The sequence below is a fragment of the Mesorhizobium sp. M7A.F.Ca.US.005.03.1.1 genome (genome assembly GCF_003997975.1).
Classification (GTDB): Bacteria; Pseudomonadota; Alphaproteobacteria; order Rhizobiales; family Rhizobiaceae; genus Mesorhizobium; species Mesorhizobium ciceri.
On the sequence record NZ_RZRO01000130.1, the window covers coordinates 1 to 14348 of the forward strand.

General features: G+C 63.5%; 10 protein-coding genes. All 10 read right to left on the reverse strand.

The features are described from left to right. Nucleotides 1–957 (reverse strand): HlyD family type I secretion periplasmic adaptor subunit (locus EN990_RS32060; RefSeq protein WP_127388519.1); only part of this gene is annotated, 957 nt, incomplete at its 3' end. Nucleotides 958–999: 42 nt separating this feature from the next. Then, nucleotides 1000–3132 carry a type I secretion system permease/ATPase gene (locus tag EN990_RS32065; protein WP_127366905.1) on the reverse strand — a complete coding sequence of 711 codons (2133 nt, stop codon included), beginning with the start codon at nt 3130–3132 and terminating at the stop codon, nt 1000–1002. Between the two features lie 39 nt (nt 3133–3171). Then, nucleotides 3172–4620: a TolC family protein gene (locus EN990_RS32070; RefSeq protein ID WP_013529844.1), complete on the reverse strand. Its 1449-nt coding sequence runs from the start codon at nt 4618–4620 to the stop codon at nt 3172–3174. A 420-nt stretch (nt 4621–5040) separates the two neighbouring features. Continuing rightward, nucleotides 5041–5589 (reverse strand): invasion associated locus B family protein, encoded by a 549-nt coding sequence (locus EN990_RS32075; RefSeq protein WP_127369579.1) that lies wholly within the window; start codon nt 5587–5589, stop codon nt 5041–5043. Next, the gene (locus tag EN990_RS32080) at nt 5574–6035 is read right to left on the reverse strand and encodes a DUF4189 domain-containing protein (protein ID WP_127367298.1); all 462 of its coding nucleotides are present in this window, start codon (nt 6033–6035) and stop codon (nt 5574–5576) included. Before EN990_RS32080 ends, EN990_RS32075 begins: the two co-directional genes overlap by 16 nt. Nucleotides 6036–6073: 38 nt before the next feature. After that, entirely contained in the window at nt 6074–6739 is a 666-nt protein-coding gene (locus EN990_RS32085) for a hypothetical protein (RefSeq protein WP_013529841.1), read from the reverse strand. A gap of 13 nt (nt 6740–6752) precedes the next feature. Further along, nucleotides 6753–7310 (reverse strand): invasion associated locus B family protein, encoded by a 558-nt coding sequence (locus tag EN990_RS32090; protein WP_013529840.1) that lies wholly within the window; start codon nt 7308–7310, stop codon nt 6753–6755. 7 nt (nt 7311–7317) lie between these two features. Beyond that, nucleotides 7318–12564, reverse strand: a complete 5247-nt coding sequence (locus EN990_RS32095) for a YadA-like family protein (RefSeq protein WP_127388520.1) — start codon at nt 12562–12564, stop codon at nt 7318–7320. Between the two features lie 195 nt (nt 12565–12759). Continuing rightward, complete coding sequence (locus tag EN990_RS32100) at nt 12760–13275, reverse strand: AraC family transcriptional regulator (protein WP_064995671.1); 516 nt, start codon at nt 13273–13275, stop codon at nt 12760–12762. Between the two features lie 12 nt (nt 13276–13287). Next, nucleotides 13288–13650 carry a hypothetical protein gene (locus tag EN990_RS35855; RefSeq protein ID WP_206519241.1) on the reverse strand — a complete coding sequence of 121 codons (363 nt, stop codon included), beginning with the start codon at nt 13648–13650 and terminating at the stop codon, nt 13288–13290. Between the last annotated feature and the right edge of the window lie 698 nt (nt 13651–14348).

Consider the following 14348-nt stretch of genomic DNA (forward strand, 5'->3'; position numbering starts at 1 on the left):
CTCCACCAGCAACGTTTCGGAGGTTGGCACGATGCCGGCCACGACGGCGCCAGGCTGGACGAAGGCGCCGACCGTGTTCAGCTCCAGCGTGTTGACGATGCCGTCCACGGGAGACCGGATATCGGTGCGCGCGACCTTGTCGGTGGCTCCCCTTATGGTCTCATCCACCACCGAAAGGTCCGCCAGCGCCTGGGTAAGGTCGTCCAGCGCCTCCTGCTGCAATTGCAGGCCGAGTTCCTCGACCTGAAGCTGAGCTTCCGTGATCGACGATCTGATCTTCTTTATCGTTTCGCCGGCAAGGTTCAGCTGGCCGTTGAGTTCGGTCTGCTCGCGCTCTACCCGGAGCTGCTCGGTCCTTGCCATCAGGCCTTTCTTGACCATCGCATCGACCAGTTTTGCCTCCTGGTCGCTGACCGCCAGGTTCTTGGTAAGACGATCGGAATTGGCCTCCGCCTCGGCAAGTTCCTTCTCGCGCTGATCGAGGCGTGACTTGAGCACGGACAGCTTGTTGTCGAAGTTCCCACGCCGGGCGATGAGCAGCTTCTGTTCATTGTCGCAGATTTGCGGAGCGACCGACTGGATGTCCTGCGGGCACGGAAATGGGCCCGAGAGATTGCCGGCCTGTTCGTATTTCAGCCTTGCTATGCGCACTTCCAGCGCGCGCGCCTTGGCCTGCTGCTCGCCAAGGCTGGACGTGTTGAGCGTGTTGTCCAGGCGGATGATGAGATCGTTCTTCTTGACGACCTGGCCGATCGTCACGGCGATTTCCTGAACCACACCGGCCTCGCTCGCCTGGATGATCTGGGTCTTGGAAGCAGGTATGACCTTGCCGTCGCCGCGTGCGATCTCATCGACTTCGGCAAAGGACGCCCAGGCGACAAAAACGACGAAGAGCGCTCCGATGATGAATATGGACGCCGACGCAAACAGCGGCGGCCGATCTTCCCTGGCAAGCATTTCCCACGCCCCAACGCATTGGATGCAGCAATAATTGTTTTGTCAGGCGCTTGTTTTCTGCAACGCCTGTATGACTTGGTCCTTCGGTCCGTCGGCAACGATTTTGCCCTGTTCGATAACGATCAGGCGGTCGGCCAGTTCAAGCATGCTGAACCGATGTGTGGAGACGATCAGCGTGGTGTCGCGGTCAAAGGCGACTTTGAGCTGCTTGATCAACTGGCGTTCGGAAGCAAGATCCATCGAGCCCGACGGCTCGTCCAGAAAGACGATTTTCGGTTTGGTCAGCAGCAGGCGCGCGATCGCCACCGTCTGCCTTTGGCCGCCCGAAAGATTGGTGCCGCGCTCGCCGACATTCATGTCGTAGCCGCGCGGGTGGCGTGAGACGAAATCGTCGACGCCGGCCGCCTTTGCCGCTTCGATGATCTGTTCGTCTGTAGCCTCGGGGCATGCCATCAGGAGGTTTTCCTTGATGGTGCCCGAGAACAGGTCGCCGGCCTGCGCAACGATGCCGACCGCGGCGCGAACCTCGGACGGGTGATACTGGCGAATGTCGATCCCATCCAGCAGCAACTCACCGGAAGTCGGCAGGAAGAGCCGGCCGACCAGCCGACCCATCGTCGTCTTTCCCGATCCTATGCGGCCGATGATGCCGATCCGCTCACCCGGCTTGACCGAGAAATTCAGGCCGGTCAAAACTTCGTTTTCCGAGCCTGGATAGACAAACCCGACATTCCTGAACACCATCGCGCCCTTGCGGATGGGGCGGTTGACGAAGCCCACCGTGTCGGGCCGGTCTTCCGGTTGAGCCATGATCGAATTCACCATCCTCAGCGAGAGCATGGCCTGGCGGAACCGGGACAACGTTATGGCGATCTGGCCGAGCGGCGCCACGGCCCTGCTCGCCAGCATCACCGTTCCTATGATTGCTCCTGTCGAAACATGCCCTTCCGAGAAGGCATAGGCGCCGGCCACGACCAGGGCGACGGTCACCAGCTGCTGTATGGACTGGGTGATGTTGCCCGCCGCCGCCGAAAGCTGCTTGATTTTCTCGGACGTGTTGGCGGCGTTCTTGGAGTGCTCTCCCCATTTCCGCAGCAGATACGCCTCGGCGCGCAGCGACTTGATGGTCTCCAGCGTCGAGATGGATTCGACCAGCAGGGCCTGGCGCTGCGATGCTTCGTTCATCGAGGCGGCGACGCGCTTGCCGATGCGGCGCTGGGTGACCAGGCCGACGATGACGGACATCACGAAGGCCAGCGCCGGTATGATCACCAGCCAGCCGCCTATTGCATAGATCACAAGGAGAAAGACGAAGACGAATGCCGTGTCGATGAACACGCTTATGGTGTTGGAGGTGAAGAACTCCCTGACGAATTCATATTGCGTGATCCTGTTTGCGTATTCACCGGTCGAGCCGGGGCGCGCCGAAAGCGACGAGTTCAGCACTTTTTCGAACAGCAGATAGGATATCCGCAGATCCGCCTTGCGGCCGGCATAGTCGATGAGGGAAGCCCTTGCCGTCTTCAAAAGCAGGTCGAACAGGATGACCGCACCGATGCCGAGAGCCAGGACCCACAGTGTCGATATTGCCTTGTTCGGCAGGATCCTGTCGTAGACGTTCATGGTGAAGATCGGCGAGGCTATGGCCAGCAGATTGATGAACACCGCCGCCAGGACGACTTTCGAGTAGGTGCGCCAGAAAGCGCCCATCGTCCCCGTAAGCCAATGTCTTCGCTCGATCCTGGCCGCCGAGCCGACCGACATGGTCTCGGCGGCATTGGCATAGGTGATCGAAAAGGAAGCGCCGCCGCTGATGTAGCTGGCGGCCAGTTCCAACCGGCCGATCGTGGTGCGGCCGTCTTCCTGGGGCGCGGTGATATACGCATCGCCTTCGCCTAGAGCCAGCAGGGCGACGGGCAATTGGCTGACGCGAAAGACGATGGCCGGCAGGTCGATACGCCCCCTGAGAAAATCGCGATGATTGAACTCGGTGACTTCCAGGCCGATGCGTTCGGCAAGGTGCCTGATGTCGTCGGCCGCAATTCGCGTGTCCGAGAGCGGCACGCCGGCAAACAGCACGGTCTCCGCGCTCGGCCTGCCGAGATATCCGGCAACGGCCGAGAAGCAGGCCTTGAACGCCTCCTTCGGGGAGAGGATGTTGGGTTGCTGGTTCACGATCTGCCCGTCAGGACGCTCGCTGGACCTTGTGCTGTCCTATTTCTTCCTCACCGGAGCGAGAATATCGAATGGCAGGTCGTTCTTCTGCTCCGATGGCGTCCGCGCATAGGTTTCTGTGTCCGCGGTTTCCGGTGCTGCGAACTCGGTGCGTGCATAGGCCGTCGCTTGCTTTGCCGGCTCGAGATTCATCGTTTTCAGCAACTGTCCGGTCGCGGCCAGGAGCCGGTACTGGGCAAACAGCGATGCGTAGGACGCGGTATCCGCCAGTGTTGCCGTGTTGAACCGTGTATTCTGCGCGTCGAGCACGTCGAGCAGCGAGCGCTGTCCGACCTTGAACTGCTCGCGATAGGAAGCAACCAGCTTCTCATTGGCAGCGGCTTGTTGCCTCAGGGTCTTTGCCAGATCGGCTTGCCGGAAACGGCGATCCCATGAGGTGCGAACGGCTTCCTCGATTTCGCGCTGGACCTGATGCAGCGCGAGACGCTGTTCACTGGTGCGGCGGATCTGCTCCTGCTCGTTGGCCTTGTCGATGCCACCGCGGTAGAGGTTCCAGCGCAGGACCACGCGCGCCTGCAGGTCGGTGGTGTCGCCATCGTCGCCGTCAATGTCGGTTCCTGCCCGGGCCCGACCTTCAGCGATGATGGAGGGGCCAAATTTTGCCCGCGCAGCGTCCACGAGGGAGGCCGCCGCGTCGATGTCGCTGTTGGCCATGTGTACGCGCGGATTGCTTTCCCGCGCCAACCCTATCGCGTCGTCGAGCGAGCGCGGGAGTGCGGCCGAAACATCGCCGGGCCTCGAAGGGCTGGTCAGTGGCTTTCCGACGGTTTTGAAGAAGCGGATCTTGGCCGCTTCCAGTTCCTCGGTCGCCTCCTGCATGCGCGCCTTGGCGGCGAACAGCCGTTCCTCGGCCTGTTGCCGGTCGGCCTCGTTCAGCGCGCCGCCCGAGATGCCTTGCCGGATGTCGCCGAGAATTGCCTGGTGGAAGCCGAGATTCTTCTTCGCTTCGGCAACGATCGAGGCCTGCAGCATGTATTCCAGATAGTCCTGGACAACGGACAACCCGATGAATTCGGACCGTTCCAGAACGCGGAACGAAGCGCCGTCGACGCGCGATGCCTGACGGTTCAATTCGGCCCGCCTTCCGCCGCTGTCATAAAGCGTCTGCGAAACGGTAAGATCCGTTTCAGCCGGATAGAGCGCATCGCCTTCGATGGAAAGAGAGCGCCGGGACGGATTGTCGAGCCGGCGAACGCCAGCCGATGCCTCGACATCGACACTGGGAAGATAAAGGCCCTTGGCCTGCCGCAACTCGAACTCGATGGCTTCGCGATTTTCGATCGCCTGTCCAATCTCGGGATTGGACTCCACCGCGACAGCCATCGCCTCCTTGAGCGTGAGCGCGTGAGCACTGCCGCAGGTCAGCATGGTGGCCGCCATCAAAAGACCAAGGCGCCTGCCTATGGTCGACATGTTTGTCGTATTCATTAATCCCACCCTAACGTTTCCCCAGCGTCCTTTTCAGAGCGCTAACCAAGCCAAGGCCTGCCCGTCGGTGGATTATTCACAGATTCACGAAATATGTGAGCGATTATTGATTTAGAGATCGCTAAATAGCCTTTTTGGGCAACAAGGCTGCGAGATGTAGCAAAAATAGCACATAACGTCGGCTCGCTGCGGTTGTATCCGGACGCCGCATTCAGTGGGAAAGCACAAAAAACGGCAGGCCAGTGGGCCGGTATGGCCAGAATCATGGCCGGTTCGGATAGCGGCTGTCGATGATCCAACCTGAAGTTGAGCCCTTTTCAGGCACGCCCCTTTGGATGCCGCGCCCAAAAATACTCCATCGCGGCGGCCGGCGTACGCTTCATGTGGCTCACTGCGGCCAAAAGCTGGTCAGCGCGCACCCTAATTTGCGCTCAACGCCACCATGCGGTCGAGCGCCGCGGTCAGGCCGCGAAGCGACACAGGGAAGCTCAGCGGGGTCTCGGCGTCCGTCGTGACATTGAGCTTCAGCACCGAGCCTCCCCTCAGCTTTCCAAGCGTCGGCCGATCGATCGTAAAGACGGAGACGCAACCCGTCGGCAGGCAGGTCCTGAAGCGCTGCGGGGACAGCGGCGGTTGATCGTCGATCTGCAGCGTCACGCCCGGATCAAGGAGGATGCCGAAGGGCAGAAGCAGGGTAGCCGTCGTCGAACCGTCCGGGCGTGCCGCGATCTCCATGGCAAGAAGCCTCTGCCCGTTCTGCTGGACCTGGTCTTGCGCAAGCGAGCACACTCTCGCCTTTTCCCGTACCGAACAGGTCACGCTCCAGTCCTGATAGACCTCACGCAGCGATGAGGGTCCATCCGGGACAGCCGCCACCTGCTGCTGCGCGGACGCCGGTGACATCAACGAAAACAGGATTGCCCCACATGCGGAGACGGCCTTCGGGCCAAGCTTCATGTGCAGACCCATTCGCGGATCTTGCATTTCTCTCCCGTCGCCTCGCAGGCATGCAAAGCGAGATCCTCCGCTTCCCGACGGGTCTCGGCCGAGTTCACGCCCCAGGGCGTGAAACGGTTCTCCACTTTGTCTGCCACGGCAAGCGCACCGCAGTGCTTGTAGGGAAAGCCGGTCTCGTCGTCATCATTCCAATGGCGATGGTTGCGGAAGACGGTGACGACGTTGCAGGCCTTTCCGCCTGCGTTCTCGCAATATTTCTGTGCGATGTCCTTCGCTTCCTGCCGCTTGTCGGCGCCCCAGAAGAAGCCGTATTTGCTATCGGCCTGCGAATAGGCAATGGCCGCCCATATGCCCTTTTCCTCCTGTTGCGGTTCCGATGGGGCCACAAGGTCGGCTGAGACGACTTGTCCGCTCCACAACAAGGTCAAGCCCAAAACTGCCAAAGCCTGCAATCTCATGGTCGGCATCCTTTCCTTGACCTCACTCGCTTCGCGTCCTACTTCGCCGCCGAAGCAAGGGAGATCACCACACAGCTTTTGCCCGTCGGCAGGAGAAGCGCTTCACCGGCATTGCCGCCGAGCTCGTAGACCTCGACCTGCCCGAGATGGTCGGTGATCTTGCTGCCCTGCGGCAGGATGGATGGGATGTCGGCGCACGGGCTGGCGAATGGCGCCACCCGCACCATCGCCCCTTCGCAACCCGTGGCGGTGGGCGATGCGAAGACGATGCCGGCGGCCGGTCCGCTATAGCGTTCCGACGCATAGTCCATGCCGACAAAAGCCTGGATGGCGTGCTTGTCGGCGGCCTGGTCGTTCCACAGGGATTTGACGCTGTATTTCGTGCCGGTCGTCAGGATCTGTCCGAGCACTGGATAGACGGTCGAGCAGGCCTGCACACCGGCCTGCTTGACATGCTCGAGGAAGGGCGTGTCCGGAAGCACGGGGGCCGCCGCTGTTGCTGCAGGTGCGGCCGTCGCGCCGCCGACCAGATTGGCGACCGCGGCGTAATTCCCGGCGGCGAAGCCAAGCCCCGCCACGACCAATCCCAGCAGTGAATATCCGGCCGCGCGTGGCCAGCGCCTTGGGGGCTCGGCCCGCCTCTGCCGATCCGCCTCGACGCTCGGAGTGCGTTTGGCGGACGTGAACTGGTCCTGCTGGCTCATGGTGGCGCCTCGGTTATTTGAGTGGTGAAAGGGCGTCTGACAGCCCCTTGAGCGTTGCGGTAACGGTGATCGTCTGCCCATCGACCGTCGAGTAGGAGATCGCCGGCGTCGCGTTCTGCGATATCTGCCGGCGCATGACGGGGCCGACCGGCAACATGCCGACACAGACCATTTCGTTGCAGCCGTTCAGCTGCACGTCGATCGGCTGCTTCTGTCCATCGAATTTCACGGACACCAGGCCATCGCTCCTGGCGTTCGGGGCGGTGCGCAGGATCATGTACGGCTTGCCGTCCTGGGTGGCGGCAAGCGACCAGCTGAAGGCCATCTTGCCGGACGCGTCCTCGATGATCTGCGAGACGTTGCAGACCTTCTTGCGGGCTTTGAGGTTCTCGTCGCAGATCAGCGTCCAGTTGTCGAATGGGCGTATGGTGCGCTGGTAGTCTCCGAGCTTCACCTCGGGCGGGAGCACCACGTCCGAAGGCTTGATCCTGTAGGTCGACGCGACCTGCCCGGCGGCCGGCACGAGGCCGCCGCAAAGCGCCAGGCAGGTCAGGGCAACAAGTCCTTTCATCCCTGCCTCAGTTCAAGGTGAAGCTGATGCCGGCGCCGACGCCGACATGCCCACCCGCTGCCGTGCCCGACAGATTGCCGCGGATGCGGCCGTCCTCGCTGGTGTAGCCCGCACCGAAGGCGAAGGCGCCTGCGTCGCGCCAGAGGCCGCCACCCGCCGCGACGCTCAGCTTTCCGGGCCGGTCGTCGTAGCGCAGCGAGGCGGCGGCGAGACCTATCGCGGCCGCCTGCCGGGCCTCGTCGCGGATGCCGTTGATGTCCGAATTGAGCTGGCCGAGCTTCTGGTCGGTATAGTCGTTGGCCTGCTGCAGGGTCGTGGCGGCTACCTTGTCGGTGTAGTCGTTGGACGTATCGATAGCGTAAGCCACGCGGTTGTCCGTATAGCTCTTGCCGGCGGTCAGGCCCTGGTTCATCTGGTCGACATTGACCGCATCGGTCCCTTTGACGCCGGGGCCGACATTGGAGATGACGACCGGCGCGTTGACGTCGCCACCCTGCAGCGTGATGGTGTTCGACTTGACGCCGCCCGGGGCGTCATAGGTCACCGCGTTCTGGGTGAGGTTTCCGACGCCGGCTTTCAAATCCTCGATCGCCGTGTTGGTGGCGTAGAGCTGCGAGCCGTTGATCGCATCCGTGCTGCCGGCATCGACGCGCCCGGCGGCGACGTTGGTGATCGTCCGCTCGGCGCCGGCATCGCCGACGCTGACGGTTCCGGTCGGAGTCGTTCCGGCGAAGGTGTAGGTCTTGCCGCCGATGACGGTGCTGGAGGTGCCGACGGCTGTCTGCGTCACCGAGCCGGAGCCGAGCGCCACATCGTTGGCGTTGTTGGCATGCGCACCCTGGCCGAGCGCGACGGCGCCCGCCCCGGTAGCCGTCGAGCCATGGCCCGCAGCCACGCTCTCGGCGCCGCTCGCCACGCTTTCCGGCCCGATCGCCACCGCGTTGGTGCCGCCGGCGATGCTGTCGGCCAGCGTCGAATTGGCGTGGAAGTATTTGATGCCGCCGCCATTGCTGATGGTGGTCAGGGCATTGTCGACGGCCGTCAGGCCGTCATAGACGGTCGAGTAGTTGTTGCCCTGGATAGTGTAGGTCGGGCCGGTGATCGAGCCGTCGGGATTGATCGTGGTAACGCCGCCGAACAGGTCGGTGACGTTTTTCGTCACGCCGCGCAACTGCGAGACGTTGACGCCGTCGGTATCGGCCGAACCCGCTGCGACATTGGTCAGCTTGCGTTCGGCCCCGGCGGCGCCGATCGACACCTCGCCGACCGAGGTCTGCGGACCGGCGAGCGCGAAGGCCGTGTAGCCGGCCTGCGCGCCGACCGTGGTGATGGATTGCGCACCGAGCGCCACGCTGTTGATGAAGGTGCTCTGGGCGCCGGCGCCGAGCGCCACCGACTGGACACCGGACGCCAGCGAATTGGTGCCGAGCGCCAGGCCGTCGGCCAGCAACACATGGGCGTTCTGGCCGATGGCCGTTCCGCCGGGCGCTGTCAGGTCGACGATGGCGCCATTGCCGATGCCGATGCCATTGTCGCCGTTGACGACAGTCGTCGGGCCGACCGCGACCGATTCCGCGCCGACCGCGAGCGAGTCGCCCGCCGCCGAATTGGCGTGGAAGTATTTCGTCGAGGTAACCGATACGGCAGCGATGGCGCCGGCGAGCTGGCGCACCGTCACTGCGTCTTGGTCCTGCGTGCCGTCGGCCACGTTGGTGATCTGCCGGTAGGAGTTGACATCGCCGACCGAAACGGCGCCGAGCAGCGTCTTGTCGCTCGTGTTGTACTGGATGAAGTTGGACGGACCGGCCGCGATCTGGCCGGTGGCCGGAGCGATCGCGCGATCGGAGATCGAACCCGAGCCCAGCGCCACGCTGCCGTCGATGCTGGCCTTGCTGTCGCGGCCGAGCGACAGCGCGCTGATGCCGGTCGCGGTCGCATTGTAACCGACCGCTGTGGACCCGACGCCTTGGGCGAAGGAATCGGTCTGCGCCAGCCCGGCCTCGTTGGTGCGGGCGTAGCGGATGCCTATGCCGTTGGCATCGGTATAGGCCGTCGAGGTGTCGCCGGCGATGTTGTTGAACGTGTTGCCGAGATTGGTGACGGAACCGCCGATGGTGCTGAGCGTGGTGCCGATGGCGTCGACGGCCTGGTTGGTGGCGGCGAGCTGCGAACCGTTGATGGCATCGGTCGACGTCGAACTGATCCGTCCGGCGGCGACGTTGGTGATGGTGCGTTCGGCGCCGACCGCGCCGACGCTGACCGTCGAGGTCGGGTTGGTGCCCTGGAAGGCGTAGGTGGTGCCATTGATCACGGTGCTGGGCGTGCCGACGGCGACGTCGGTGACACTGCCTGAGCCGAGCGCCACGTCGCCCGCATTGCCAGCAGCAGAGCCGGCGCCCAGCGCGAGCGCGTTCTGGGCGACGGCATTGGCGCCTACACCAACAGCAGTCGCCTGAACGCCAGCCGCAAGCGAGTTCTGGCCGATCGCCGTGCTGGACGTGGCTGTGGCGGTGGCGTTTGCGCCAATGGCGGTGCTGTATTGGCCCGAGGCCTTGGAGATGTACCCCAGTGCCGTTGCGTCGAGCGCCGACGCGACGGCGCCACTGCCGATGGCCGAGGCGTTGGCGTCGGAGGCGCTCGAATTGACGCCGGCCGCGATGGCGTTTGTCCCCGTCGCGGTCGCGACGGGTCCGATGGCGACCGAGTCCGTACCAGTGGCCGAGGAGTCCGCCGCCGTCGAGTTGGCGTGGAAATATTTGATGCCGCCGCCGACGTTGAGATTGTTGACGACGGCGCCGATGGCGTCCACCGCCTGGTTGGTGGCGGCGAGCTGCGAGCCATTGATCGCGTCGGTCGATGTTGAACTGATCCGCCCAGCAGCGACGTTGGTGATGGTGCGTTCGGCGCCGGGTGCACCGATGCTGACCGTCGAGGTCGGATTGGTGCCCTGGAAGGCGTAGGTCGTTCCGTTGACCACACCGCTGGCCGTGCCGACCGCCGTAGTGGTGACCGAGCCCGAACCAAGCGCGACATCGCCGGAGCTTGCCGCCGCTGTCGCGCCATCGCCCAGTGCGACGTTCCCGGCGAGGCCGGCTGCGCCCGCCGTCGAGCCGTTGCCCAGCGCCACCGAGCCTTGCCCGATCGCCTTGTTGCTGTTGCCGATGGCGACAGCGCCGTTGGCCATATTGGCCGCGGTGGCGGTTGCCGTGCCATCGCTGTTGGCGATGTTGTTGGCGCCGCCGGTGAAGGCGCCGGTACCGCTGGCATAGCTGGGATCGCCGATAGAGACGGCGCCGTCGCCATAAGCGACGTTGTCGGCGCCGATGGCGACGGCCTTGCCGCCGCTTGCATTCGCCCTGGTGCCGATGGCGACGGCATCGGCGGAGTTTGCGACCGCGTTCGTTCCGGCGGCGATCGCGTTCTGGGCACTCGCGTTTGCGGTATCGCCCATCGCCAGGGCGCTCGCGCCACTCGCCGATGCGCTAACGCCCAGCGCCGTTGCGCGCGCGAGGGTCGCACGGGAGCCATTGCCGAGCGCCACGGCGCCAACATCCGTGCCCTGGGCACCCGACCCAATCGCGACCGAGCCGATTCCACTCGACAGAGCGGCATTGCCGAAAGCCAATGCGAAATTGCCTGAGGCGAGTGCGTTGGGGCCGAGTGTTGACGAGCTTATCCCCGTCGCACGGGAATTTACCCCGATTGCGACGGCGAACTGGGCCGATGCCACGCTTGTACGGCCGATCGCCGTGGCATCAGCCACGTTTGCCGTCACGTCCACGCCGATAGCGATCGCGCTCTGAGCGAGAGCCCCCGTTCCGGCAGCGGAGCGTGCGCCCAGATAGATGGAATTCACGCCGCTGGCGATGGATCCCGTGCCAATGGCGGCGGCGTTGGTCTGGCTGGCTTGAGCGTTGTGGCCGATCGACGCGGTGTTGCTGACGGCGACACCAATACCGGCATTGGTTCCGATCGCGATGTTGTCGTTGCCGGTGACCAGATTGCCCGCGGAGGCGGAGAGCGTTGCGTCATAGGCAACGGCGCCGTCACCAGTGCCGAGGGCGACATTGCGCTGCCCCGTGACGCCGGAGCCGGCGCCTCTCAAGACGCTTGGGACGCCGCCGCCGACAGCGGTATTCTGTCCGCCGCTGACGAGCGTGCCTGCCGCGACGCCCACCGCGACCGAGCTGGCATTTCCGGTGGTTGACCCGGCGCCGGCGCCCTGACCGACAGCAACCGTGCTGTCGCCGATCGCCAGCGCTTGCACCCCGAGTGCCGTTGAGCTGTTGCCGGTCGCCCTAGCAGCGTTGCCGACGGCGACGCCCGAGACTCCGCTGGCGTTGGCGCCGTTCCCGGCGGCGAGAGAATTGCCGCCGGTTGCCTGGCTGACCACTCCCAGCGCTATCGAATTGCCGCCGCTTGCGTTACTACCCGCTCCCATTGCGGTCGCGTTGCCGCCGGTTGCTTGGCTGGTCGATCCAACCGCGGTACCAAAGCTGTTGGCGACGGTTCCCGTGCCGAGGGCGGTCGAACTGTTCCCCGAAGCCTGGCTCACGCTGCCGACAGCGACGGAATTGCCGCCGGTCGCTTGGCTCGATACGCCAACGGCCGTCGCGGCGGCGCCAGCAGTAGCCGTGGAGCCGATGGCAGTCGCGTTCGCCCCATTTGCGGTGCTGTTGACGCCAAAGGCGCTTGCCCCGCCGGCGTTAGCATGGGCGTTTCCGCCCACAGCGAGCGCGTTAATGCCGGTCGCGCTTGCAAAGACACCTATGCCGATGGCGTTCAGGCCATTGACACTCATCGAATAGCCGATGGCGATCGAAGCGTCGCCCGTTGCACTGTTGGAGGTGCCCAACGCTACGGCGTTGTTGCCATTCGTCGTGGCACCGTTACCGATGGCGACGGCGTTGCCGCCTGTCGCGGACCCGCCGCCGGCCTGGTATTGTGCCTGGGCCGGCGTGGCGAGGCTGAGCGCGGCGATCGCCGCCAGGCCGCCGACGATGCTCGCCAGGCTGACGGAGGAGGCCAAGGCCGAACGCACGCTGCCGCCGACCCCCAGCGTTCCCAGCCCCAGACGCCTGCGCCCCATACCAAGCGCACGATGCGCCATGCGCAGCACGGCCATCAGGCGGCGGCGAACCGAGCGCGAACCATGATCGGCCCCCGCGATCCACTGCCCCGCGAAATGCGCTGTGCGACGCCGAACAAACGAACCGCTCGAAATCTGGCCGTTCGAAATCTGGTTGTCGGTCATGGTCCCTCTCCGCTGGCCGGCACGAAATGTCTGACAATTCCGCTCCATCGCAGGAAGACATGATTCCTGCGTGCGGTATTTCACGATATTGCTGTCTTGTGAGAAAAGAGGCGAGCAAACCGGCATAGGTTAACGGCTCGTTACCCCTGCCAATGCTTTAGAATCAAGTAATAAAGCAACTCCCTAAGCGCCGTCTCATCTAAACTTGGCGCTAAGCTTTCCCATCCGCGCCTGCAGCGGCGTCATCTGCCGGTATTTCTTCATCACGGTGGTAAAATGGCTCTGGCTCGAAAATCCGCTGGAGTGAGCGATGTCGGCGATCGTCATGCCGCTGTCGGCAAGCAACCTTTCAGCGAAATCCAGCCGCAGACCGAGGACGTACTGATGCGGCGGCATCCCGAACGTCCTCGAGAAAGCCCGCACAAAATGATAGGGTGAAAGACCGCAAACCGCAGCCATCTCGGCAAGCGCCAGCTTGCGCGTAAAGTTCTCGTCCAGGAATTGCCGCACGCGGCTCGCGGCGCGGACGGAAAGCCCGCCTTTTGCGTTGAGCGTCGGTTGTCGCGAATTGGGTCCGGAAACCGGTCCGGGGACACCATCCTCACCCGGCATTTCTTGGCCTCCTGATTCGTCCCGGATGAGGTTCAACCCTAGGCTTCCTTCCGCGTTCCCCTGAAAAACAATTCGTGATTGATCGAAGCCGACCGGCATCGCCAACCCCATTCATGAGAGCGTTCCGGCCGGACGGCGTACAACGCGCGGACTGCATGACATTCCAGACGATTCCTGCGGAGCTTGGGGCGGATTTGCAGCAAGATGTATTCTGGAAAACGCCGCAAGGCGCCTGTTGCGGCCTGGGTGGGTGCGCAGCAGATCGGCCGGGTCGACCGTGCCGAAAGCAGGCGGATCGAGTTCGGCGAGATCGCATTCATGCACGGCCAATTGCGCCAGCGCTTCGGGAGCGATGGAAACGACGGCGTTCTCCCGGGTCAGGGACCAGGCCGGCTTGCTGTCCACACCCGCCGGATTGACGACGCGACATCCGGTCGGCGTATCGTACCGCGTGATCCGGTCGCTGCCGAGCAAGGCTCTCGATCGGCGTGCGGGCCGCAGCGCAATTCCAGTGGAATGCTCTTTGGCCGGGAATGTCTGCGAGACGGGATCGCGGGCTGAGTCTATGACACTCCGCGCCGCGGTGGCCCTCCAGGGGCCTGCGCTTTCAGGAATTATGTCCAGGACATATCGAGCTGTCCGTTCTCGATTGACGCCCTGGGAATTGCCGCTTTCCCGAGCATCGTCCGCATTTTCCATTGCCTGGCCTCAGCCGCTTGTCTGCCGCCTGAAATCCCCCTTAGCCCGACCCGGATCCAACGTAACGCACATGCTGCGGATAGTGAATAACATCCGTACGCAAACAAAAAATTTTGTTCGGGATAAAAGCCCCTCGGGGCGAGGAACCCAGGCCTTTAGGTCGCGACTACGGGTCAACAGGTCCCTTTGGACCCTTCGGCGCATTGGCTGACGGAGCATCAAACGAAAAACCCGCCTGCTCGGCGGGTCACTGGCGCAAATCAGCACCATGCACGAATATATACCTTAGCTGAGATCACCGTGTCAAGAAAAAATTCCTATCGCGAAAAGCTGCCGACGCAAAAGCCGCGACACAGCCAGCAATGCAGAGCTACCAGATTGGCTACCGGTCATTGCAGATCGTCGCGACGATTCTCATACAAATCCCATGCAAGTTCGACAAACCCCAGAAGAACGTCCTCCTCGCTCCATCC

Bases quoted from the DNA above. Each gene is read 5' to 3' on its own strand.
- EN990_RS32070 (WP_013529844.1), bottom strand. From the start codon at position 4,620: ATGAATACGACAAACATGTCGACCATAGGCAGGCGCCTTGGTCTTTTG.
- EN990_RS32075 (WP_127369579.1), bottom strand. From the start codon at position 5,589: ATGGGTCTGCACATGAAGCTTGGCCCGAAGGCCGTCTCCGCATGTGGG.
- EN990_RS32080 (WP_127367298.1), bottom strand. From the start codon at position 6,035: ATGAGATTGCAGGCTTTGGCAGTTTTGGGCTTGACCTTGTTGTGGAGC.
- EN990_RS32085 (WP_013529841.1), bottom strand. From the start codon at position 6,739: ATGAGCCAGCAGGACCAGTTCACGTCCGCCAAACGCACTCCGAGCGTC.
- EN990_RS32090 (WP_013529840.1), bottom strand. From the start codon at position 7,310: ATGAAAGGACTTGTTGCCCTGACCTGCCTGGCGCTTTGCGGCGGCCTC.
- EN990_RS32095 (WP_127388520.1), bottom strand. From the start codon at position 12,564: ATGACCGACAACCAGATTTCGAACGGCCAGATTTCGAGCGGTTCGTTT.
- EN990_RS32100 (WP_064995671.1), bottom strand. From the start codon at position 13,275: ATGCCGGTCGGCTTCGATCAATCACGAATTGTTTTTCAGGGGAACGCG.